The 21519-nt window shown below is 73.1% G+C and carries 20 protein-coding genes; 9 read left to right on the forward strand and 11 right to left on the reverse strand.

Features of this window, described 5'->3' with window-relative positions:
- Positions 1 to 2 precede the first annotated feature (2 nt).
- From hisH to hisD, 5 genes are read right to left on the reverse strand one after another with little or no spacing between them, the layout of a single operon-like run.
- Positions 3 to 659 (reverse strand): imidazole glycerol phosphate synthase subunit HisH, encoded by a 657-nt coding sequence (gene hisH / locus ABD385_RS05180; RefSeq protein WP_344573748.1) that lies wholly within the window; start codon positions 657 to 659, stop codon positions 3 to 5.
- Entirely contained in the window at positions 656 to 820 is a 165-nt protein-coding gene (locus tag ABD385_RS05185) for a hypothetical protein (protein WP_016573061.1), read from the reverse strand. Before ABD385_RS05185 ends, hisH begins: the two co-directional genes overlap by 4 nt.
- On the reverse strand, positions 820 to 1425 hold the full coding sequence (hisB, locus tag ABD385_RS05190; RefSeq protein WP_344573749.1) for an imidazoleglycerol-phosphate dehydratase HisB: 606 nt from the start codon (positions 1423 to 1425) through the stop codon (positions 820 to 822). The genes ABD385_RS05185 and hisB overlap by 1 nt, the downstream gene beginning before the upstream one ends.
- Positions 1422 to 2555 (reverse strand): histidinol-phosphate transaminase, encoded by a 1134-nt coding sequence (locus ABD385_RS05195; protein WP_344573750.1) that lies wholly within the window; start codon positions 2553 to 2555, stop codon positions 1422 to 1424. The genes hisB and ABD385_RS05195 overlap by 4 nt, the downstream gene beginning before the upstream one ends.
- A gap of 8 nt (positions 2556 to 2563) precedes the next feature.
- Entirely contained in the window at positions 2564 to 3889 is a 1326-nt protein-coding gene (hisD, locus tag ABD385_RS05200) for a histidinol dehydrogenase (RefSeq protein WP_344573751.1), read from the reverse strand.
- A 414-nt stretch (positions 3890 to 4303) separates the two neighbouring features.
- On the opposite strand from hisD, the gene ABD385_RS05205 reads away from it, so the two are divergent.
- From ABD385_RS05205 to ybaK, 3 genes are all read left to right on the forward strand, one after another.
- Complete coding sequence (locus ABD385_RS05205; protein ID WP_344573752.1) at positions 4304 to 5905, forward strand: oxidoreductase; 1602 nt, start codon at positions 4304 to 4306, stop codon at positions 5903 to 5905.
- Between the two features lie 59 nt (positions 5906 to 5964).
- Positions 5965 to 6702, forward strand: a complete 738-nt coding sequence (locus tag ABD385_RS05210; protein ID WP_344573753.1) for an LON peptidase substrate-binding domain-containing protein — start codon at positions 5965 to 5967, stop codon at positions 6700 to 6702.
- 68 nt (positions 6703 to 6770) lie between these two features.
- Positions 6771 to 7286, forward strand: coding sequence for a Cys-tRNA(Pro) deacylase (ybaK, locus tag ABD385_RS05215; RefSeq protein WP_344573754.1), 516 nt, complete (start codon positions 6771 to 6773; stop codon positions 7284 to 7286).
- A gap of 199 nt (positions 7287 to 7485) precedes the next feature.
- Here ybaK and ABD385_RS05220 read toward each other — a convergent pair whose 3' ends face one another.
- From ABD385_RS05220 to ABD385_RS05235, 4 genes are all read right to left on the reverse strand, one after another.
- Positions 7486 to 8142 carry an ABC transporter permease gene (locus tag ABD385_RS05220; protein ID WP_344573756.1) on the reverse strand — a complete coding sequence of 219 codons (657 nt, stop codon included), beginning with the start codon at positions 8140 to 8142 and terminating at the stop codon, positions 7486 to 7488.
- Positions 8143 to 8210: 68 nt separating this feature from the next.
- Positions 8211 to 9032 (reverse strand): ABC transporter permease, encoded by an 822-nt coding sequence (locus tag ABD385_RS05225; protein WP_425585353.1) that lies wholly within the window; start codon positions 9030 to 9032, stop codon positions 8211 to 8213.
- Positions 9033 to 9153: 121 nt separating this feature from the next.
- Complete coding sequence (locus ABD385_RS05230; protein ID WP_344573757.1) at positions 9154 to 10164, reverse strand: ABC transporter ATP-binding protein; 1011 nt, start codon at positions 10162 to 10164, stop codon at positions 9154 to 9156.
- Between the two features lie 95 nt (positions 10165 to 10259).
- The gene (locus ABD385_RS05235) at positions 10260 to 11528 is read right to left on the reverse strand and encodes an NYN domain-containing protein (RefSeq protein WP_344573758.1); all 1269 of its coding nucleotides are present in this window, start codon (positions 11526 to 11528) and stop codon (positions 10260 to 10262) included.
- A 268-nt stretch (positions 11529 to 11796) separates the two neighbouring features.
- Here ABD385_RS05235 and ABD385_RS05240 point away from each other — a divergent pair, with 268 nt between their 5' ends.
- Positions 11797 to 11961: a hypothetical protein gene (locus tag ABD385_RS05240; protein ID WP_344573759.1), complete on the forward strand. Its 165-nt coding sequence runs from the start codon at positions 11797 to 11799 to the stop codon at positions 11959 to 11961.
- Positions 11962 to 12095: 134 nt separating this feature from the next.
- On the opposite strand, the gene dnaE is transcribed toward ABD385_RS05240, so the two are convergent.
- Positions 12096 to 15653, reverse strand: a complete 3558-nt coding sequence (gene dnaE, locus ABD385_RS05245; protein WP_344573760.1) for a DNA polymerase III subunit alpha — start codon at positions 15651 to 15653, stop codon at positions 12096 to 12098.
- 288 nt (positions 15654 to 15941) lie between these two features.
- Here dnaE and ABD385_RS05250 point away from each other — a divergent pair, with 288 nt between their 5' ends.
- The 5 genes from ABD385_RS05250 (at position 15942) to ABD385_RS05270 (ending at position 20741) form a co-directional block, all read left to right on the forward strand.
- Positions 15942 to 17261 carry a DUF2252 family protein gene (locus ABD385_RS05250; RefSeq protein ID WP_344573761.1) on the forward strand — a complete coding sequence of 440 codons (1320 nt, stop codon included), beginning with the start codon at positions 15942 to 15944 and terminating at the stop codon, positions 17259 to 17261.
- Between the two features lie 84 nt (positions 17262 to 17345).
- Positions 17346 to 18002, forward strand: coding sequence for a hypothetical protein (locus ABD385_RS05255; RefSeq protein WP_344573762.1), 657 nt, complete (start codon positions 17346 to 17348; stop codon positions 18000 to 18002).
- Between the two features lie 100 nt (positions 18003 to 18102).
- Entirely contained in the window at positions 18103 to 18951 is an 849-nt protein-coding gene (locus tag ABD385_RS05260; RefSeq protein ID WP_344573763.1) for a thioredoxin domain-containing protein, read from the forward strand.
- A gap of 122 nt (positions 18952 to 19073) precedes the next feature.
- The gene (locus ABD385_RS05265) at positions 19074 to 19769 is read left to right on the forward strand and encodes a hypothetical protein (RefSeq protein ID WP_344573764.1); all 696 of its coding nucleotides are present in this window, start codon (positions 19074 to 19076) and stop codon (positions 19767 to 19769) included.
- Positions 19770 to 19820: 51 nt separating this feature from the next.
- Complete coding sequence (locus tag ABD385_RS05270; RefSeq protein WP_344573765.1) at positions 19821 to 20741, forward strand: thioredoxin domain-containing protein; 921 nt, start codon at positions 19821 to 19823, stop codon at positions 20739 to 20741.
- Between the two features lie 98 nt (positions 20742 to 20839).
- On the opposite strand, the gene ABD385_RS05275 is transcribed toward ABD385_RS05270, so the two are convergent.
- A complete protein-coding gene (locus ABD385_RS05275; protein ID WP_344573766.1) occupies positions 20840 to 21463 on the reverse strand; it encodes a dienelactone hydrolase family protein in 624 nt (207 codons plus the stop codon).
- Between the last annotated feature and the right edge of the window lie 56 nt (positions 21464 to 21519).

The raw sequence follows: 21519 nt of genomic DNA on the forward strand, positions 1-21519 counted from the left end.
GCTCACAGGGTTCTGATCCAGTTGGTGAGGAGCTGGGCACCGGCGTCGCCGGACTTCTCGGGGTGGAACTGGGTGGCCCACAGCGCGCCGTTCTCGACCGCGGCCACGAACGGCTCGCCGTGCGTGGCCCAGGTGACCTTCGGCGGGGCGAGGTGCTCGTTGCCGACCTCCAGCTCCCAGTCGTGGACCGCGTAGGAGTGCACGAAGTAGTAGCGGGCGTCGGCGGGCTGCCCGGCGAAGAGCTGGGAGTCCGCGGCGGCGCGGACGGTGTTCCAGCCCATGTGCGGGACCACCTCGGCCTTGAGCGGGCCGACCGTGCCGGGCCACTCGTCCAGGCCGGCGGTCTCGACGCCGTGCTCGATGCCGCGGCCGAAGAGGACCTGCATGCCGACGCAGATGCCCAGCACCGGGCGGCCACCGGCCAGCCGGCGGCCGACGAGCCAGTCGCCGCGGGCCTCGCGCAGTCCGCGCATGCACGCGGCGAACGCGCCGACGCCGGGCACCAGCAGCCCGTCGGCGTTCATCGCGGTGTCGTAGTCACGGGTGATCTCCACGTCCGCGCCGACGTGCGCCAGGGCGCGCTCGGCGGAGCGGACGTTGCCGAAGCCGTAGTCGAAGACCACGACCTTTTTCCTGGCCGGCGACTGCGCGGCGCTCAATTCCACACCTCCAGTCGCATCACGCCCGCCACCAGGCACATCGCCGAGGCGATGGCCATCAGGACGATCACGGACTTGGGGATCTTCTGCTTCCAGAACGAGTACACCCCGCCGAGCAGGAAGAGCCCCACCAGGATGAAGACGGTGGACAGACCGTTCATTACAGCGCGCCCTTCGTGGACGGCAGGATGCCGGCCGCCCGCGAGTCGCGCTCGCTGGCGTAGCGCAGGGCCCGGGCGAGCGCCTTGAACTGGCACTCCACGATGTGGTGGGCGTTGCGGCCGTAGGGCACGTGGACGTGCAGGGCGATCTGCGCCTGGGCGACGAACGACTCCAGGATGTGCCGGGTCATCGTGGTGTCGTAGGTGCCGATCATCGGCGCCATGGTCTCCGGCTCGGTGTGCACCAGGTACGGGCGGCCGGAGAGGTCGACGGTCACCTGGGCCAGCGACTCGTCCAGCGGGACGGTGCAGTTGCCGAAGCGGTAGATGCCGACCTTGTCGCCGAGCGCCTGCTTGAAGGCGGCGCCCAGCGCGAGGGCGGTGTCCTCGATCGTGTGGTGGGTGTCGATGTGCAGATCGCCGTCGGTCTTGACCTTGAGGTCGAAGAGGCCGTGCCGGCCGAGCTGGTCGAGCATGTGGTCGTAGAAGCCGACGCCGGTCGACACGTCGACCTGGCCGGTGCCGTCGAGGTCGATCTCGACCAGCACCGTCGTCTCCTTGGTGGTGCGCTCCACGCGCCCCACCCTGGCGGTCGCCCCGCTCATCGCTTGTTCTCCTTCAGGCTGCGTTCTTTGAGCACCGCGCGCACCGCGTCGAGGAACGCGTCGTTCTCGGCCGGGGTGCCGGCGGTGACCCGCAGCCAGCCCGGTACGCCGTTGTCGCGGACCAGCACGCCGTGGTCGAGGATGGCCTGCCAGATGGCGTGCGCGTCGTCGAAGAGGCCGAACTGGACGAAGTTTGCGTCCGAGGCGACGACCTGGCAGCCGATCGCGCGCAGTTCGGTCACCAGGCGGTCGCGCTCCTCCTTGAGCTGTGCCACGTACTTCAGGAGCGTATCGGTGTGCTCCAGGGCGGCGAGCGCGGTGGCCTGGGTGACGGACGAGAGGTGGTAGGGCAGCCGGACCAGCTGCACCGCGTCGACCACGGCCGGGTCGGCGGCGAGGTAGCCCAGGCGGAGCCCGGCGGCACCGAACGCCTTGGACATGGTCCGGGAGAGCACCAGGTTGGGCCGGCCCTCGATCAGCGGCAGCAGCGAGGGGTGGTGGCTGAACTCGCCGTACGCCTCGTCGAGGACGACCAGCGCCCCGGCGGCGTCGGCGCGGGCGGCCTGGGCCGCCTCGTACAGCTCAAGGACGGTGTCGGCCTCGACGGCGGTGCCGGTGGGGTTGTTCGGCGAGCAGACGAAGACCACGTCGGGCCGGTGCTCGGCGATCGCCGCCTTGGCCGCCTCGACGTCGATGGTGAAGTCGTCGTGGCGCGGGCCGGAGATCCAGCCGGTGCCGGTGCCGCGCGAGATCAACGCGTGCATGGAGTACGACGGCTCGAAGCCGAGGGCGGTGCGGCCGGGGCCGCCGAAGGTCTGCAGCAGCTGCTGGATGACCTCGTTGGAGCCGTTGGCGGCCCAGACCTGGCCGGTGGTGACCGCGTGGCCCGCGGTGCGGGTGAGGTAGGCGGCCAGCGCGGTGCGCAGCTCGACCGCGTCCCGGTCGGGGTAGCGGTTGAGCTGGCGGGCGGCCTCGGTGACCCGCTCGGCGATCCGCTGCACCAGCGGTTCGGGGAGCGGGTAGGGGTTCTCGTTGGTGTTGAGGCGCACCGGGACGTCCAGCTGCGGCGCGCCGTAGGGGGACTTGCCGCGCAGCTCGTCCCGGATCGGGAGCTCGTCGATCTTGGTCATCTGCCTGCTCACTTGCTCTGCGGAACCGTCCAGTCGAACCGGGCCTTGAGCGCCGCGCCGTGGGCCGGGAGGTCCTCGGCCTCGGCGAGGGTCACCACGTGGTGGGCGACCTCCGCCAGCGCCTGGCGCGAGTAGTCCACGACGTGGATGCCGCGCAGGAACGACTGGACGGACAGGCCCGAGGAGTGGCAGGCGCAACCGCCGGTGGGCAGGACGTGGTTGGAGCCGGCGCAGTAGTCGCCGAGGGAGACCGGGGCGTAGGGGCCGACGAAGATCGCGCCGGCGTTGCGGACCCGGGCGGCGACCGCGGCGGCGTCGGCCGTCTGGATCTCCAGGTGCTCGGCGCCGTAGGCGTCCACCACCGTCAGGCCCTCGTCGAGGCCGTCGACCAGGACGATCGCGGACTGCCGGCCGGACAGCGCCGGCACGATCCGGTCCTCGACGTGCTTGGTGGCCTCGATCTGCGGGGCCAGCTCCTTCTCGGTGCGGTCGGCCAGCTCCACGGAGTCGGTGACCAGGACCGCGGCGGCCATCGGGTCGTGCTCGGCCTGGCTGATCAGGTCGGCGGCGACGTGCACCGGGTCGGCGGTGCGGTCGGCGAGGACCGCGATCTCGGTCGGGCCGGCCTCGGAGTCGATGCCGATCCGGCCCTTGAGGAGGCGCTTGGCGGCGGCGACGTAGATGTTGCCGGGGCCGGTGACCAGGTTGACCGGGGCGCAGTCCGCGGTGCCGTACGCGAACATCGCGACGGCCTGGGCGCCGCCCGCGGCGTAGACCTCGTCGACGCCGAGCAGGGCGCAGGCGGCCAGGATCGTGGGGTGCGGCAGTCCGCCGAAGTCGGCCTGCGGCGGGGAGGCGACGGCCAGCGACCCGACGCCGGCCTCCTGCGCGGGGACCACGTTCATGACGACCGAGGACGGGTAGACCGACCGGCCGCCGGGGACGTAGAGGCCGACCCGCTCGACCGGCACCCAGCGCTCGGTGACCGTGCCGCCGGGCACGACCTTGGTGGTGACGTCGGTGCGGCGCTGCTCGCGGTGGACGATCCGGGCGCGCCGGATGGACTCCTCCAGGGCGGCGCGGACCTTCGGGTCCAGCGTGTCGAGGGCCTCGGTGAGGGCCTCGACCGGGACCCGGACCCGCTCGATCTCGACACCGTCGAACCGCCGCGCGTACTCGATCAGCGCCGCGGTGCCGCGATGGCGTACGTCCTCGCAGATGGGCCGCACCTTCTCCAAGGCGGCTTCCACGTCGAACTCGGCACGGGGCAGCAGGTCGCGGAGCGCCGCGCCCTCGGGGAGGGCGGCACCACGCAGATCGATTCGGGAGATCACTCCCCCAGTGTCTCAGACCGTTCGTCGGGCCCGAGCGGCCGTATCACTGGGTGATACGCAGTGACGCGCGGGCCGGACGGCCGTCGGACCGGCCCGCGAAGTTGACCGGAGTTGGCCCTGACCACGCGTGTTCAACCGGTCACCGGGCGGGCAAGGGGTCGGTGCGGGCACACGGGGACGACCGCGACGCGGGCGCGAGGGCGCCCGCCGGAATGCATCCGAACAGGTAGCGCGACCGGATACCGGCCCGGACGGGGCGTGCGCCCCGGCCGCCGGGCACCGCCCCGGACGGGCGGTCGCCGCACCACCGCACCCGCACGGCGACGACCGGACGGCGGACGACCACCGAAGACGACCGACGACCACCAGACAGGGCCTGCCGGCAGGCACCGCTGAGAGCAAGGGGGAGCCACAGTGACCGGACCCAGGGACGGCGACGCACCCGCCGACCTGCGACTGACGTCCGCGGAATGGAGCATGTGGCAGGCGTTCCGCAACGGTAGCGCCTGCAACCTGCACACCGGCGAGCCGTCCCGGGACGACCCGCACGGGCAGCACCTGTGGGGCCCGGAGCGCCGGGTCCGGGCGCGGGTGGTGGCCCTGCTGCTGCTCGACGGGCCGGCGGCGCAGCCCGGCCGGGTGTCCGGGCTGAAACTGACCGGTGCGTACATCACGGACACTCTCGACCTTGCGGGCGGCACGATCAAGCCATTCGTGGAGCTGCGGGACTGCCGCTTCGAGGCCGAGGTGCTGCTGCCGGAGAGCCGGTTCACCACCCTGCGCATGGTGAACTGCGCGATACCCCGGCTGGAGGCGGCCCGGCTGCACACCGAGGGCGACCTGCACCTGCCGCGCTGCGTGGTGCACTCCGGCGTCCGCCTCACCGACGCGCACATCGGCACTGACCTGATGCTCAATCAGGTGGTGGTGCACAAGGACCGGCAGGGCCGGTCGATCATGGCGGACGGGCTCACCGTCGCCCAGGACCTCCAGGCCGAGATGCTGGAGTCCTACGGCGAGCTGTCGCTGCGCGGCGCCACCGTCGGGGTGTCGCTGAGCCTGCGCGGCAGCCACCTGAGCAATCCGTTCGGCCGCCGGGCGCTCAACGCGCCCCAGCTGACCGTCGAGCGGACCCTCTACCTCACCGCCGCGGGCCTGGCCAACTCCCCGTTCTCCAGCGGGGCCACGCCCCCGTACGGCATCACCCACACCCCGGCCCGCGGCACCCGGATGCAGCGCTTCGAGTGCGAGGGCGGGGTGCGGCTGGACGACGGGCGGTTCGGGGACGCGGTGGACCTGGAGCACGCCCGGTTCATCATGGAGTCCGACCAGGAGCTGTCGCTGCGCCGGATCCAGACGCCGGAGCTGCGGTTCCTGGGCGAGCGTCCGCAGCGCGGCCGGGTGATCCTCTCCGGCGCCCGGGTCGTCAACCTCGTCGACAAGTCGGCGAGCTGGCCGGGCCTGGGCGGGCTGATGATGGCCGGCTTCTCCTACGAGACGCTGATCCCGCGCGGCCACTTCCCGCTGGCGCTGCGGCTGCAGTGGGTGGCCGCGGCGACCCCGGAGTACGCGCCCGAGCCCTACGAGATGCTGGCCGCCTCGCTGCGCGCCATGGGCGAGGACGCGGACGCCCGGGAGGTGCTGCTGGCCAAGCAGCGGCGACGGCGCGAGACGCTGCCGCTGGCCGCGAAGGCGTGGGGCTTCCTCCAGGACTGGACGGTGGCCTACGGCTACCGCCCCGGTCGGGCCGCGGTGTGGATGGTGATCCTCTGGGCGATCGGCACGGCGTACTTCTCCTCGTACCCGCCGCCGCCCCTCAAGCACGACGAGTCGCCGATGTGGAACCCGTACCTGTACTCCCTCGACCTGCTGCTGCCGGTGATAGACCTCTACCAGGGCAGCGCCTGGAAGCCGGAGGGCACCGCGCAGTGGGTGTCGGCCGTGATGATCATGACGGGTTGGGTGCTGGCGACGACGATCGCGGCCGGCGCGTCCCGGCTGTTGCGACGGGCGTAGGGCGCTTGGGGCCCGTCCGGTGGTGGCCGTCCCGGGTACAGGCTCTAGGCTTACCGACTGTGTCCTCCGTGCGTCTGCCGCTGTTCCCGCTCAATTCGGTGCTCTTCCCGGGCCTGGTGCTGCCGCTCAACGTCTTCGAGGCGCGCTACCGGGCGATGATGGGCGACCTGCTCGACCGCCCGGAGGACGACCGGCGGTTCGCGGTGGTCGCCATCCGGGACGGCCGGGAGGTCGCCCCCACCGCGCCGGGGCTGCCGGACGCCACCGCGCCGACCGCCACCGGCCCGGCCGCCGGCTTCGGCGACGATCCGCTCGTGGCCTTCCACACCGTCGGCTGCATCGCGGACGCGGCGACCGTCCGCGAGAAGTCGGGCGGCGGCTACGAGGTCCTGGCCACCGGCACCACCCGCTTCCGGCTGCTGTCGGTGGACGCCTCCGGGCCGTACCTGACCGCCGAGCTGACCCCGCTGGAGGAGGAGCAGGGCGAGGGCGCGGGCGCGCTGGCGTCCGGCGTGGTCCGGGCCTTCCGCACCTACCAGAAGCGGCTGGCCTGGGCGAACGAGCGGACCCTCGCCAGCGACCAGGACCTGCCCGCCGACCCGTCGGTGCTGTCGTACCTGGTCGCCGCGGCGGCGGTGCTGGACGTGCCCGCCAAGCAGGAGCTGCTGGCGGCGCCGGACACCGCGGCCCGGCTGGGGCAGGAGCTGGATCTGCTGCGCCAGGAGTCGGCGGTGATCGGTAAGCTCCCGTCGCTGCCGGCGGTGGAGCTGACCCGGCAGCCGACCAGTCCCAACTGACGCACCGGCATCCGGGGCGTCCGCGCTCCCGGGGCCGGGGGCGCCGCGTTCGAACGAGGCGAGGCACGGTGGCGAAGAAGCCGAAGCAGGGGAAGAAGGGCGCGGCGCAGTCCGGCGGCACGCCCGCGACGGTGGCGCTGACCGCGGCCGGCGTCCCGTTCACGGTCCGCGCGTACGAGCACGACCCGGCGGCCGCCTCCTACGGCGAGGAGGCCGCCGAGGCCCTCGGGGTCTCCCCCGAGCAGGTGTTCAAGACGCTGCTGGCGGACGTGGACGGCGCGCTCACGGTGGCCGTGGTGCCGGTCTCCGGTTCGTTGGACCTCAAGGCGCTGGCCGCCGCGGTGGGCGGCAAGCGGGCCGTGATGGCCGATCCGGCGGCGGCCGAGCGCAGCACCGGCTACGTCGTCGGCGGGATCTCGCCGCTGGGGCAGCGCAAGCGGCTGCGCACGGTGGTGGACGCCTCGGCCCAGGCCCGGCCGACGGTCTGCGTCTCGGCGGGCCGGCGCGGCCTGGAGGTCGAGCTGGCCCCCGCCGACCTGGCCGCGCTGACCGGCGCACGGTTCGCGCCGATCGCGCGGGGCTGACCCCGGCCGGCGCCGCCGCGCGCCCCCGCTTGCCCCCGCCCGCACCGCACCGCGGCTACCGCGCACACCGCCTCCTCGGTTACCACCGGAGGGGAGGTGCGTCCATGTCGAAGAGGACCCGCAAGCGGAAGTGGCGCGTACGCAAGGGTCGGGCCAACCACGGTCGTCGGCCGTCCTGAGCGGGCGGCCGGCGCGGCGGTCAGCCGACCGGCGGCTGGTGGTGTCCGGACCAGTCCGGCACCACCGGCCCGTCCAGTTCCGGATCGCGCGGCCCGAACAGCCCGGTCAGCACGATCTGGGTGAGCATCGCGGCGATCGGCCAGGCGAGCAGGGCGCCCTTGGCCTGGAGCCGCAGCGGGCCGTCGAAGACGACCCCGGCACCGACCTGCTTGGCGTGCGCGACCACGTCCGGCGTGGGCCCCAGCCACATGCCGGTGACCCAGCCCAGTACGGCGCCCAGCAGCCCGCCCACGGCCAGCGAGACCACCAGCGGGATGCCGCCGCGCCGCCGGACGAGGAAGACCACCGCCGCGGTGACCACGCCGAAGCCGAACGCCAGCAGGGCGAAGGTGCCGTCGGCGCCGATCGCCTCCTCGCCCTCGGTGTTCTTCAGGTAGACGTTGTGGGTGTCCGCGATCAGCGGGATGCGCGGGGCCAGCCAGGCCCACAGCACGCCCAGCACCACCCCGCTCACGGCGACCGCCAGGGCGATCAGCACGCCCTCCCGCAGCTCGCGGGCGAACTCGGGGGCGCCGCCGGGTTCGACGGTGGCGCCGGACCCCTCGGCGGGGGCGGCCTGCGGCTGGTGCGGCTCTTCGGGCGGTTGGTTCTCGGAGGGCGTCTGTGGTGCGGTCACCCCGTCATCGTGCCAGGCCGGCGCCGCGGTGCCGGCAGCAGGACGCCCGCGCGGGTCGGTGGCCCCGCTCACCGGACCGCCGCCCGGCGGTACGCCCAGGTCGCGACGGCCAGGGAGAGCACCCCGACGGCCGCGCAGACGCCCAGGTCGGCGGCGACCGCCAGCCAGTCGGGGTGCGGGGCGAAGGTCCGCGCCAACGCCTCCACCCCGTACGTGGAGGGCAGCAGGTCGCGCGCCCAGGTGACCGGCGCGGGCATCCCCCCGGCCGGCAGCACGCCCAGCAGCAGCGCCGCGGACATGCCCAACTGGCCGCCGAGGGTGGCCAGTTCCTGACGCGGGGCGAGCAGTCCGAGGGCCGCGCCGAGGCCGGACAGCGCCGCCCCGGACAGCGGGATCACGGCCACCAGCACCCACAGGTGGACCATCGGCAGGTGGAAGAGCAGACAGCCGGTGACCGCGGTGACCACCGCACCCGGCACCGTGAACGAGGCGTACGCGGCGGCCGCGCCGAGCACCACGGCGGCCGGCGGCACCGGCAGCGTCGCGTAGTGGTCAAGACCGCCGCCGGCCCGCAGCTGGCCGAAGTATTGCGCGAGCAGGTTCAGCGCGACGAAGGCGACGACCAGCACCGCGGAGCCGGCGACCACCGACCACGCCGGGTCGCCACCGCTGACCACCCCGCGCAGCAGGACCATGATCCCGACGGACTGGAAGGTGGCGACGAACAGCAGCGGTATCCGGGCCACCCGGGCCCGGGAGAGCTGGGCGCGGTAGACGGCGCCGAGCGCGGGCAGCAGTCGGGCCCGGGGCGCCAGCGGTGCGGCCCCGCCGCCCGCCGCGCTCTCCTCGGCGGGCGTTCCGGAACCGGTCGTCGCCCGCGCGGACACCACACTCACGCCGTCACCCAGCTTTCTTCGACAGGCCGTCGGTCCGTAGTACGGGCGAGCGGCCGCAGGCCCTCGCCGTTGCCCCCTGCCGTGCCGGCCGGCGGCATCCGCACGCCGCGCCCGGTCATGCCTTCACCAGCCCCTCCGCGCGCCCGCCGAGGGAGACGTAGACGTCCTCCAGGCTCGGCGTGGCCAGCGTGAAGTCGTCCAGGGCCGCGAAGGCGGGGCCGGCGGTGACCGCGGTGACCGCCGAGCGGGCCCGGTCGGCGGGCAGCCGCAGGGTCCAGCGGCGGCCCGCGGTGCGGGCGTCGGCGGCGAGCGCGGCGACCTCGGGGACGTCGAGCGGCGGCCGGTCCCGCCAGACCAGTTCCAGCCGGACCTCCGCCCCCACCAGTTCCTTCAGCCGGCCGGGCGTGTCGCAGGCGATCACCCGCCCGCGGTCGATCACCGCGACCCGGTCGAGCACGCTCTCGGCCTCCAGGACGTTGTGGGTGACCAGGACGACGGTGGCGCCCCGCTCGGCGCGGCGGCGGTCCACGGCGGCCCACACGGCGCGCCGGGCGACCGGGTCCATGCCGGTGGTCGGCTCGTCCAGCACCAGCAGCGGGCGTTCGCCGATCAGCGCGGTGGCGAAGCAGGCCAGGCGCCGCTGGCCGCCGGAGAGCTTCTTCAGCGCCCGCCCGGCGAGCGGGCCCAGGTCGAGCTCGTCGAGGACCGCGTCGCGCTCGGCGCGGGCGGACCGGGTGGCCAGGCCGCGCAGCCGGCCGGTGGTCTCCACCGCGAGGGAGACGGTCAGCTCGTCCAGCGCGGTCGACTCCTGGCCGAGGTAGGCCAGCAGCCGGGCGGCCCGCTCGGGGTGCCGCACCAGGTCGTGGCCGAGGACCTCGATGCGGCCGGAGTCCGGCCGCATCAGTCCGGTCAGCTGGCGGACCAGGGTGGACTTGCCGGCGCCGTTGGGCCCGAGCAGCCCGAAGATCTCGCCGCGCCGGACGTCGAGGCTGATGCCGTCGCTGGCGCGCACCGCCGGCGCCCGGTCCGCTCCGCGCCGCCCGCGCAACGCGGGATAGGTCTTGACCAGGTCCTGCACCACACACACCGGCGTGCCGTGCGCCGCCTGTTTTGCGCCCGTCTTCACGAGCTACGAGGGTACGCGTCTCCGCGCGGCCGCCGGTCCCGGGGGCTGCGTGCGGCCGGGCGCGCACAACCCGCGCACGGCTTCCCGCCCGCCGGTCAGTCCCCGGCCGGGGAGTGTTCGGCGGCGGTGCGCAGGTCGACCTCGCGCCAGAAGCCGGCCCGGATGGCGTACCGGTCGTGCTCGTCGATCTGGTCGTCCTTGTGGGCGAGCAGACCGAAGCGGGCGGCGTAGCGGAGCAGTTCGCCGTCGATGCGGTGCGGGATGCGGGGGTACTCCGTCGAGAGCTGCTGGAGGTGGGCGGTGTCGGAGAGCCGCTCGGTCCAGCGGCGGGCGAAGACCTGGCCGACCTCGAAGGGGTCGCCGCTGACCGCGGTGATGTCCTCCTCGCGGTCGGCCCAGCGCTGTTCGGCGCTGGTGAGCTGGGCGAGGGTGGGCAGCGAGGCGGTCTCGGCGGGCTCCCCGAGCGGGCCGCCGCGCTCGATCCAGCCCTTGTCGGAGGACCAGCGCAGGGTGGCGGCGGGCTGGTTGCCGTTGACGGTGGGGCTCTGGGTGGCCTGCGGGCGGCCGAGGCCGGCAAGGTCCTTGGGGGTGGGGACGCCGCGGGCGGCGCCGGAGCCCGGTTCGCCGGGCGGTTCGTCGCGTTCGCCGGTGGGGGCCGGGCGGTCGGCGCCGTTGGTGCCGGGGCGGCCGTCGGCGTCCGGTCCGGCACCGGCCGCGGCGGCCGCGGCGGCGACCGCGGTCTCCGGCAGCGGGGCGGAGAGGATCGCGGCGATCTCCGGGCGGGGGGCCGGCGGCGGGGCGCACGGGCCGCCGAGTTCCTTGGCACGGACCGCGCCGGTGATCCAGGCGCGGTCCAGCACCCGCCGCTCGTCGGCCTCGGCGACCAGGTCCTCGGACTGGTTGTAGTCGCCGTCGGCGGCCTGCACGGCCCACAGGTGGACGGCGACGCCGTGCTCCTTGGCGGACATCAGGCCGGGCAGCAGGTCGCCGTCGCCGGTGACCAGCACGATGTCGGAGCAGGCGCGGTTGCGGGCGAGTTCGGTCAGTTCGGCGTGCATGGCGGCGTCCACGCCCTTCTGCGCCCAGCGGCCGTCACTGCGGGTCAGGGCACCCAGCCGGACGGTGACGCGGGGCATCACCCGCAGTCGGCGGTGCTCGGGCTGCGGGACGCGGTCGGGCGCGCCGTCGAACCAGTAGATGCGCAGCAGCGGCCGTTCGGTGTCGGCCTCGGCGCGCTGGCGCAGCCCCTGGATGAGGGCGGCGTGGTCGACGGTGATCCGGGACCGGGCGGGTTCTCCGGCGAGCAGGCTCGCGGCGGCACCGAGCAGATACCCGGCGTCCACCAGGACGACGCAGCGGTCCACGTTCCACCCTCTTCCCTGAGGTGCTGAAGTCCGGTCGCCCCCCGGCTCGGCCCGTGGCACGAGTGCTCTTCGGCTTCCTTCGAGTCTGCCCGACCGAACGGGGGTTATCTGTACGAACTCGATCTTCGGCGTGGCGGATGCGGTCTCGGGCCACCACACGGCGCGTAACTGGCGTTATCACCTACGGTAATTGCCCGAAATGCAGTGATGTGCCCGGCGTGTAAGGCTGAGGTCGGCCGAGCCGAAGACCCCCTCAGGAGGCACGATCATGGCCAAGAACAAGAAGGACCGAAAGCAGCCCAAGGCCAGCGAGTCCGAGCGCGGCCAGCAGCAGTCCGAGAAGGCGACCCTCGACGCGATCTCCCACTCGCAGAGCCAGGGCACCCCGGCGGACGTCGCACGCAAGCACCAGCGCCGCTTCGGCCACAACTGACGTCCCCGCGGGGCCGCCCGACGGCGTCCCCCAACTGACGTGCGCCACCGATGACTTGAGGGGCGCGCCCGCATTGTGTGGGCGCGCCCCTCGTGGCACGACGGGCCGGGGCGGGCGCCGCCCCGGCCGGTGGCTCAGCCGGCCAGGCAGGACGGGCCGAGCAGCACCTTCAGGTCACCGAACAACGACGGGTCGGCGGTGACCCGGTGGCGGTCCAGGCGCAGCACGGTGGTCTTGCGCACGCCCTGGAGCCGGATGCGGACCTCGGTCGAGCCGCGGTGGCTGCTGAGCACCTCGCCGAGCTTCTCGACCATCGGCGGGGTGACCTTGAGGGCCGGGATGGTGATCGTCACCGGGGCGTTGGCGCCCGCCTCCGAGAGGTCGGGGACCATCATCTCCATGGCGACCAGCCGCGGCACGTCCTCCCGCTTGTCGAGCCGGCCCTTGACGAACACCACGGCGTCCTCGACGAGTTGGGTGGACACCAACTGGTAGGTCGCCGGGAAGAACATGCAGTCGATGGAGCCCGCGAGGTCCTCGACGGTGGCGATCGCCCAGGCGTTGCCCTGCTTGGTCATCTTGCGCTGGAGGCCGGAGATGATGCCGCCGATGGTGACGATCGAGCCGTCCGCGTAGTCGCCGCCGGTCAGCTGGGCGATGGCGGCGTCCGCCTTGTCGCTCAGCACGTGCTCCAGCCCGAAGAGCGGGTGGTCGGAGACGTAGAGACCGAGCATCTCGCGCTCCTGGGCGAGCAGGTAGGTCTTGTCCCACTCGTCCTCGGAGAACTCCACGTCCAGTCCGAAGCCGGGGCCGTCGGCAGCGCCGTCGGCGGAGTCGCCCATCCCGCCGAAGAGGTCGAACTGGCCCTCGGCCTCCTTGCGCTTGACCTGCACGACGTTGTCGATCATCGGCTCGTAGTGCGCGGTCAGGCCCTTGCGGGTGTGCCCCATCTCGTCGAAGGCGCCGGCCTTGATCAGCGATTCGGTGGTCCGCTTGTTGCAGACCACCGCGTCGACCTTGTCGAGGTAGTCGGGGAACGAGGAGTACTTCCCCTTGGCCTTGCGACAGCGAATGATCGAGTCGACGACGTTCTGGCCGACGTTCCGGACGGCGGTGAGGCCGAAGAGGATGACGTCGTCGCCCTGGGCGGCGAAGTTCGCCTCGGACTCGTTGACGTTCGGAGGGAGCACCTTGATGCCCATCCGGCGGCACTCGTTCAGATAGACCGCGGACTTGTCCTTGTCGTCGCGCACGGACGTCAGCAGCGCGGACATGTACTCGGCCGGGTAGTTGGCCTTGAGGTAGGCGGTCCAGTAGGTGACCAGGCCGTACGCGGAGGAGTGCGCCTTGTTGAAGGCGTAGCCGGCGAACGGGACCAGGACGTCCCACAGCGCCTGGATGGCCTCGTCGGAGTAGCCGTTCTTCTTGGCGCCGGCCTGGAAGATCGTGAAGTTCTTGGCCAGTTCCTCGGGCTTCTTCTTGCCCATCACGCGGCGCAGGATGTCGGCCTCGCCGAGCGAGTAACCGGCGATGATCTGCGCGGCCTTCTGCACCTGCTCCTGGTAGACGATCAGGCCGTAGGTCAGGCCCAGGGTCTCCTTGAGCGGATCCGCCAGCTCCGGGTGGATCGGGGTGATCTCCTGGCGGCCGTTCTTGCGCTCGGCGTAGTTGATGTGCGAGTTCATGCCCATCGGGCCCGGCCGGTACAGGGCCGAGACGGCGGAAATGTCCTCGAAGTTGTCGGGCTGCATCTGGCGCAGCAGCGAACGCATCGGGCCGCCGTCGAACTGGAAGACGCCGAGGGTGTCACCGCGGCAGAGGAGTTCGAAGGTCTTGGGGTCGTCGAGCGCGACGGAGAGCAGCTCCAGGTCGATGCCCTTGTTGGCCTTCACCATCTTGAGGGCGTCGTCCATGATGGTGAGGTTGCGCAGGCCCAGGAAGTCCATCTTCAACAGGCCGAGCGACTCGCACTGCGGGTAGTCCCACTGCGTGATGGTGACGCCGTCGGTGTGCCGCACCCAGACCGGGGCGTGGTCGATGATGGGCTCGCTGGACATGATCACGCCGGCCGCGTGCACGCCCATCTGCCGGACCAGGCCCTCGACGCCCTTGGCGGTGTCGATGACCTTCTTGACGTCCGGCTCGTTCTCGTACATCCCCCGGATCTCGCCGGCTTCGTTGTAGCGCGGGTGCGAGGCGTTGGTGATGCCGTCGAGGTCGATGCCCTTGCCGAGGACGTCGGCGGGCATCGCCTTGGTGAGGCGGTCGCCCATGGCGTACGGGTAGCCGAGGACCCGGGCGGAGTCCTTGATGGCGTTCTTGGCCTTGATCTTGCCGTAGGTGCCGATCATGGCGACCTTGTCGGCGCCGTACTTCTCGGTGACGTACCTGATCACTTCGACGCGCCTGCGCTCGTCGAAGTCGATGTCGACGTCGGGCATCGAGACGCGCTCGGGGTTGAGGAACCGCTCGAAGATCAGGCCGTGCTCGATCGGGTCGAGGTCGGTGATGCCCATGGCGTAGGCGACGATCGAACCGGCCGCGGAACCACGGCCGGGGCCGACCGCGATGCCGTTGTTCTTCGCCCACATGATGAAGTCGGCGACCACGAGGAAGTAGCCCGGGAACCCCATCTGGAGGATGACGTCCATCTCGTACTCGGCCTGCTTCTGGCGGTCCTCGGGGACGCCGCCCGGGTACCGGCGCTCCATGCCGCGCCGGACCTCGTTCTGGAACCAGGTGACCTCGGTGAAGCCCTCCGGGATGTCGAACTTCGGCATCAGGTCGCGCTTTTCGAACATGCCGGTGGTGTCGACCTGTTCGGCGACCAGGAGGGTGTTGCGGCAGCCCTCCTGCCAGGCGTCCGAGGAGTCGATGGCGTACATCTCGTCGGTGGTCTTGAGGTAGTAGCCGGTGCCGTCGAACCGGAAGCGGTCCGGGTCGGAGAGGTTCTTGCCGGTCTGGATGCACAGCAGCGCGTCGTGCGCGGTCGCCTCGTGGGCGTAGGTGTAGTGCGAGTCGTTGGTGACCAGCGGGGGGATGCCGAGCTTCTTGCCGACCTCCAGCAGGCCGTCGCGGACCCGGCGCTCGATCTCGATGCCGTGGTCCATCAGCTCCAGGAAGTACCGGTCCTTGCCGAAGATGTCCTGGTACTCGGAGGCCGCCTTCAGCGCCTCGTCGAACTGGCCCAGGCGCAGCCGGGTCTGGAGCTCGCCCGAGGGGCAGCCGGTGGACGCGATGAGCCCCTCCGACCACTGGGAGATGGTCTCCTTGTCCATCCGCGGCCACTTCTGCAGCCAGCCCTCCTTGTACGCGTCCGAGGAGAGCCGGAAGAGGTTGTGCAGACCGGTCCTGTCGGCCGCCCAGATCGTCTTGTGGGTGTAACCACCCGAACCGGAGACGTCGTCGCGCTTCTGGTGCGGCTGGCCCCACTGGATCTTGCGCTTGTTGCGCCGCGACTCCGGGGCGACGTACGCCTCGATGCCGATGATCGGCGTGACCCCGGCCTTCTGCGCGGAGTGGAAGAAGTCGTAGGCGCCGTGGAGGTTGCCGTGGTCGGACATGGCGATGTGTGTCATCCCCATCTCCTTGCACGCCTTGAACATGTCGGACAACCGCGCGGCACCGTCCAGCAGCGAGTACTGGGTGTGGACGTGCAGATGCGTGAAGGGGGGCCTGGACGAGGGGGCCACGGCGCTGAACCTCCGGTAGCGGCAGTTGTCAGGACTGATCGGGCGGTACGGGCGGAAGATGCCTGTCGGGACGGGCGGGAGACGCCGGTCGGAACGGGCGGGAACGGTCGGGAGGGATGGGTGGGGACGGTGTCGAAGTCTACGTCCCACAGCTGACAGCGACGGCCCCGTCGGGGGTACTCGGCCCGTGGGCGGAGCGTGCGGCGGCCGGGCACTCACGGGCCGTCCCACCCGTTGTCCGGCTGATCTCCGAAACCGCTTTCCCGGCCCCCCAGGAGGCAGCCAGCGATGCCGATCCCCCATGCCCCCGCGCGCGACACCCCGCAGCCCGGCCAGGACACCGCGCGGCGCGACGGGCAGCTCCTCGCCGCCCTCGACAGCGCTTCCGGCCCGGCCCTGCGCCGGATGGCCGCCTCCCCCGCCGCGTTCTTCCGGGGCGCCGCGGCGCTGTTCCACCAGGACCTCGCGGCGGCCGGCGCGGGCGCGCCCGGCGCACCGTACCTGGACGAGCGCACCGGCCGGATCTGGATCCACGGCGACCTGCACGCCGGCAGCTTCGGCACGTACCTGGACGCCACCGGCCGGCTGGTGTTCGGCGTCACCGGTTCCGGTGAGGCGTACGTCGGCCCGTTCACCTGGGACCTGCTGCGCTGCGCGACCTCGGTGGCGCTGCTCGGCCACGCCCGGGGGCTGGGCGACGCCCGGATCACCGAGCTGGTGCGGTCCTTCGCCGGTGCCTACCGGGAGCACGTGCGCGCCCTGGCCTCCGGTGCGGACGCGGGGCCGCCGGCCACCCTGGACGCCGCCGACGGCCCGTTGCTCACCGCGCTGCGGACGGCCCGCGCCCGGACCCGCGCCGGGCTGCTGGCGCCGCTGACCGAGCTGTCCGCCGGCGAACGGCGGTTCGCCGGCGGCAGCGGCACCGTCGAGCTGGACGCCGCGCCCCGCTACACGGTCCTGGCGGCGTTCGACGGCTATCTGGAGACGCTGGCGGAGACCGGTCCCAGCCGCCCCGAGGCGTACCGCGTCAAGGACGTGGTGGGCCGGCGCGGCACCGGCCCAGCCGACGCGACCGCGTACGACCTGCTGCTGGAGGGCGCCAGCGACGTCCTGGAGAGCGACGTGGTGCTCACCGTGCGGCCGGTGCCGCCGCCGGCCCTCGCCCGGCACCGCCCGGTCCCGGAGGTCGCCGCGCACGTGCGGCACGAGGGGCACCGGGCGGTGCTGGCCCGGCGCGCCCTCCAGGCGCACGCCGATCCCTGGCTCGGCTGGACCGCGCTGGACGGCACCGGCCTCCTGGTCAGCGAGGACTCGCCGTACGCGGTCGGGCTGGACTGGTCGGCCCTGGACGACCCGGCCGAGATCGCCGCCGCGGTCGCCGGGCTGGGCCGGGTCACCGCCGCGGCGCACGCCGGCGGGGACGGCAAGGAGCGGCACCCGCTGGTGCCGTTCCGCCCCGAGCGGGCCGTCGACGCGGCGATCGCCGCCGACGAGGACGGCTTCGCCCCGCTGCTCGCGGACGCCGCGCACGCCGCCGCGTCCCGCGCCCGCGCGGACCACCGGATCTTCGTGGAGCTCCTGCGGGAGGACCGGTTCCCGGGCCGGTAGCGGAGGGCCCCGGGCCGCTCCCCCGCATACCCCGCGCTGCCCCTTAGTGCCGCTTTAGCGCGTCCCGTGGCACACTCGCTGGCGATGGACATCTCGGCGGCACACCTGCGGGCACTGCGCGCAGCGCTCTTCGCGGCGCTGTGCGTGACGCTGTCCTCGGCGTCCCACGTGCTGCTCTCCCGCATGCCGCTGCCGCCGGTCACCGTCGTGGCGACCGGCGCCGCGGTGTTCGTGCTCGCCTACGCGCTGGCCGGCCGCGAGCGCGGCTACTGGCGGATCGCCGGCCTGCTGCTCCCCCTGGAGCTGGCGGCCGACGCGGTCTTCAGCCTCGGCCAGCACACCTGTTACGGCGCGGACGGGGCACCGGCCGCGCCCGTGCACTCGCTGGGCACGATGCTGCTCTGCGGCGGCGGTCCGGTCGGCGGCCCGCTGGCCGGGTTGGTCCGCGAGGACGGCGCCCCGGCCTCCGTCTGGCTGCTGCTGCTCGCCGCGCACCTCGGGATCGGTCTGCTGGCCGCCGGCTGGCTGCGCCGCGGCGAGGCCGCGGTGGTGCGGCTCCTGGGCGCGGTGGCCGGCTTCGCGTTCCGTCCGCTGCTGATCGCGGCGGCGGTCCTGGGCCGCACCGTCGCACCGCGCCGCCCGGTGCCCGCCCCCGTGCGGACCGGGCCGCCCACCCGTTCCGCTCCCCTGCTCGTGCACTTTGTGGTGCGCCGCGGTCCGCCGTGCGCGCTCGCCGCCTGACGGCCCCTTCGGCCCGGCGGCCGGCGTCCGCCCGCCTTCGCGGGTACGCCCGGCACGCACCCCGTCCCACGGACCACGAAACCCACGGAGCAGAACAGTCATGAGCAACCGCAACAGCCAGGCCAACAAGCAGGCAGCCCGCGAGCGGCTGCGCGCCGAGCGCGAGCGGCAGGCCAAGAAGGAGCGCACCCGCCGGCAGTTGATCGTCGCCGGCTCGGTGGTGGCGGTGCTGGCGGTGGCCGGTGGCATCGGCCTGGCGGTCGCCAACTCCGGCGGCAGCGGCAGCGGCGGCGGCTCGGGCGCCGACGTCTGGGCCAAGGCCGCCAAGGCGAAGCCGGTCCCGCCCGCCCACACCAGCGGCACCAACGGCACCACCGTCGTCGTCGGCAAGCCCGACGCCAAGAACTCCCTCGAACTCTTCGAGGACCCGCGCTGCCCCGGCTGCGCCGCCTTCGAGCAGAACGTCGGCGCGACGGTGGAGAAGGACATCAACGCCGGCACGTACAAGGCGACGTACCACCTCGGCACGTTCTTGGACAACAACCTCCAGGGCACCGGCTCCAAGAACGCGCTGAGCGCCCTGGGCGCCGCGCTGAACGTCTCCCCGGACGCCTTCTTGAAGTACAAGTACGCGCTGTACTCCAAGGAGTTCCACCCGGACGAGACCGGCCCGGACAAGTTCGCCGACGACAGCTACCTGATCAAGGTGGCCGACACCGTCCCGGCGCTCAAGGGCAACGCCGCCTTCCAGAAGGCGGTCAAGGACGGCACGTACAACGCCTGGGCGATGGCGATGTCCAAGGAGTTCGACTCGCACAAGGACGTCCGCAGCACCCCGACCATCATGTTGAACGGCAAGGTCCTGGGCACCCAGAGCCCGCAGGGCCCGGTCGCGCCCTCCTCGGCCGCGGACTTCAGCGCCCAGGTGGAGAAGAACCTCAAGAAGTGACCCCCGGGTCCTGACGGCCGGGCCCACCCCCGGCACCGGCATCGGCCGGCGTGCTCCGCGCACGCCGGCCGATGCCAAATCTTGACCCGGATTCTGGTCGTGCCCATGGCAGACTCCCGGCCATGCAGGGGAGGGGAGTCCGCCCGGCGGCCCGGACCGGGGCCCCGCCCGGGGAGCGGCTGAGGGCGGTCCGGGCGACGCTGTTCACCGCACTGTGCGTCACCCTGTCCGCCGCCGCGCACGTCCTGCTCTCGCACGCCCCGCTGCCGCCGGCGACGCTCGCCGCGGTCTGCGCCGGGGTCTTCGCCGCGGCCTACGCGCACGCCGGCCGGGAGCGCGGCTACGGGCGGACCGCCGCGCTGCTGGTCCCCCTGGAACTCGCCGCCGACACCGTCTTCACCACCGGGCAGCAGGCGTGCTACGGACCGGCCGGCGGTCCGCTCGCCGGTCCGCTGCACACCGTCGGGGTCGACCTGCTGTGCCGGGGCGGCGCCGGCCCGGCGGCCCCGGCCGCCCTCCCGCACGGCCTGCCCGCGGTCCAGCCGGCCGCCGCCTGGCTGCTGCTCGCCGCGCACCTGACCGTCGGCCTGCTCGCGGCCGGCTGGCTGCACCGCGGGGAGGCGGCGCTCGGGTCCCTGTTGCGGGCGGCCGGGACCGGCGCCGTCCGGCCGCTGCGGACCGGGGCCGCGGTGGTCCGGGCCGCCGTGGCGCGCCGCGCCCACCGCCGGCCGCCGCGGCCGCCGGCGCCGGCCCGTCCGCTCCCCTTCCTCGCGCACTGCGTACGCCGGCGCGGTCCCCCGTTCCCGACCGCCGTCTGAGACCCGTTCCGCACGTCAACCAGCGCCGCACCGAAGGATCGGACACCCCCCATGAGCAACCGGAACACGCAGGAGAACAAGCAGGCCGCCCGCGAGCGGATCCGCGCCGAGCGGGACAAGGAGAAGAAGAAGGAGCGGCTGCGCCGGCAACTCGTCGTGGCGGCCTCGGTCGTCGGCGTCCTGGTGGTCGCCGGCGGCATCGGCTTCGCCGTGCTGAAGGCGAACGAGCCGACCGGCTGGGAGGCCGCCAAGGAGGCCGAACTCGTCACCCCGGCGCACACCCAGGGCAAGAACGGCACCGAGATCCTGATCGGCGACAAGAGTGCCAAGGACACCCTGGAGGTCTTCGAGGACGTCCGCTGCCCGGCCTGCGCGGCCTTCGAGCAGAGCACCGGCGAGGAGCTGGCCAAGGACATCCAGGACGGCCGCTTCAAGGTCCGCTTCACCATGTACGCGTTCATCGACGACATGCAGGGCGGCGAGGGCTCCAAGAACGCCCTGAGCGCGCTGGGCGCGGCGCTGAACGTCAGCCCCGAGGCGTTCTTGAAGTACAAGGCGGCGCTGTACTCGACCAAGTTCCACCCCGACGAGCGCGAGGACCTCTACGCCAAGGACGCCGAGCTGCTGAAGGTGGCCGCGGACGTGCCGGGGCTGAAGGGCAACACGGCGTTCGAGAAGCAGGTCAAGGACGGCACCTACGACCGCTGGGCGATGGAGATGTCGGCGCTGTTCGGCCGCAAGGGCGTGCGCGGCACCCCGACCTTCATGCACGGCGACAAGAAGCTGACGATCCCGGAGATCCCGCAGCAGCAGATGACGCAGGAGCAGTACGACGCGCTCGCGCGGGCCAACTTCCGCAAGATGATCGACAAGGAGTTCGGCCCGGCCAAGGGCGGGGACGCCGGCAAGGGCGACGGCAAGGGCGGCGAGGGCATCGCCAAGGGCGAGAAGGACCCGACCAAGGGGAACTGACCGCCCGCCGCAGGGCCGGTGACGGGGCCCGGGCGGCCTGTCCGGAGGCTCGAACCCTCCGGACAGGCCCGCCCACCCGGGCCCGCCCGGCCGCTGCCTCAGTCCCGCTCGGGCAGGTCCGCCAGGAAGCCCAGCGCCACCTTCCAGGCACTCTCGGCGGCCTCCGCGTCGTGGTCCGGCAGGCCGGGGTCGGTGAAGAGGTGGCCGGCGCCGGCGTAGCGGTACACCTCGACGTCGGCACCGGCCCGGCGCATCCGCAGGTACCAGGCGTTCAGCCAGTCGTGCGGCTCGAACGGGTCGGGGTCGGCCACGTGCAGCTGCACCGGCAGGTCGTCGACGCTGGCGTCGTCGGCGATGTCGGAGGTGCCGTGCATCAGCAGCAGCCCGCGGGCCTTCTCGTCCCCGAGGGCGAGGTTCTGCGCGACGGCGCCGCCGAAGGAGTACCCGGCGTAGACCAGTCCGCGGTCGGAGTGCGGTGCGGCGGCCGCGACGGCCCGCCGGAGCAGTTCCTCCTTGCCGATCTCGTCCTTGATCACGATGCCGTCGGCGACCGAGTCCGCGGTCCGCCCGCCGAACAGGTCCGGCACGATCACCTCGTGGCCCGCGGCCCGCAACCGGTCCGCGTCGGCGTGGACGGCGGGGCGCAGCCCGCACACCGAATGGAACAGCACGATGGTGGAGGAACCGCTGGTCGCGGACTCGGCGGAGGCGGGCACAGACATCACTTCCCTGGGGTTGGATCGCTCTGCCCCCATCGTGCCAGCTACCGTCGTCGCCA

Source organism: Streptomyces lunalinharesii, from assembly GCF_039532155.1.
GTDB lineage: Bacteria > Actinomycetota > Actinomycetes > Streptomycetales > Streptomycetaceae > Streptomyces > Streptomyces lunalinharesii.

Excerpts from the sequence above, each read along its gene's own strand:
- ABD385_RS05185 (WP_016573061.1), bottom strand. The coding sequence starts at position 820 with ATGAACGGTCTGTCCACCGTCTTCATCCTGGTGGGGCTCTTCCTGCTC.
- hisB (WP_344573749.1), bottom strand. The coding sequence starts at position 1,425 with ATGAGCGGGGCGACCGCCAGGGTGGGGCGCGTGGAGCGCACCACCAAG.
- ABD385_RS05195 (WP_344573750.1), bottom strand. The coding sequence starts at position 2,555 with ATGACCAAGATCGACGAGCTCCCGATCCGGGACGAGCTGCGCGGCAAG.
- ABD385_RS05240 (WP_344573759.1), top strand. The coding sequence starts at position 11,797 with ATGGCCAAGAACAAGAAGGACCGAAAGCAGCCCAAGGCCAGCGAGTCC.
- ABD385_RS05250 (WP_344573761.1), top strand. The coding sequence starts at position 15,942 with ATGCCGATCCCCCATGCCCCCGCGCGCGACACCCCGCAGCCCGGCCAG.
- ABD385_RS05255 (WP_344573762.1), top strand. The coding sequence starts at position 17,346 with ATGGACATCTCGGCGGCACACCTGCGGGCACTGCGCGCAGCGCTCTTC.
- ABD385_RS05260 (WP_344573763.1), top strand. The coding sequence starts at position 18,103 with ATGAGCAACCGCAACAGCCAGGCCAACAAGCAGGCAGCCCGCGAGCGG.
- ABD385_RS05265 (WP_344573764.1), top strand. The coding sequence starts at position 19,074 with ATGCAGGGGAGGGGAGTCCGCCCGGCGGCCCGGACCGGGGCCCCGCCC.
- ABD385_RS05270 (WP_344573765.1), top strand. The coding sequence starts at position 19,821 with ATGAGCAACCGGAACACGCAGGAGAACAAGCAGGCCGCCCGCGAGCGG.
- ABD385_RS05275 (WP_344573766.1), bottom strand. The coding sequence starts at position 21,463 with ATGTCTGTGCCCGCCTCCGCCGAGTCCGCGACCAGCGGTTCCTCCACC.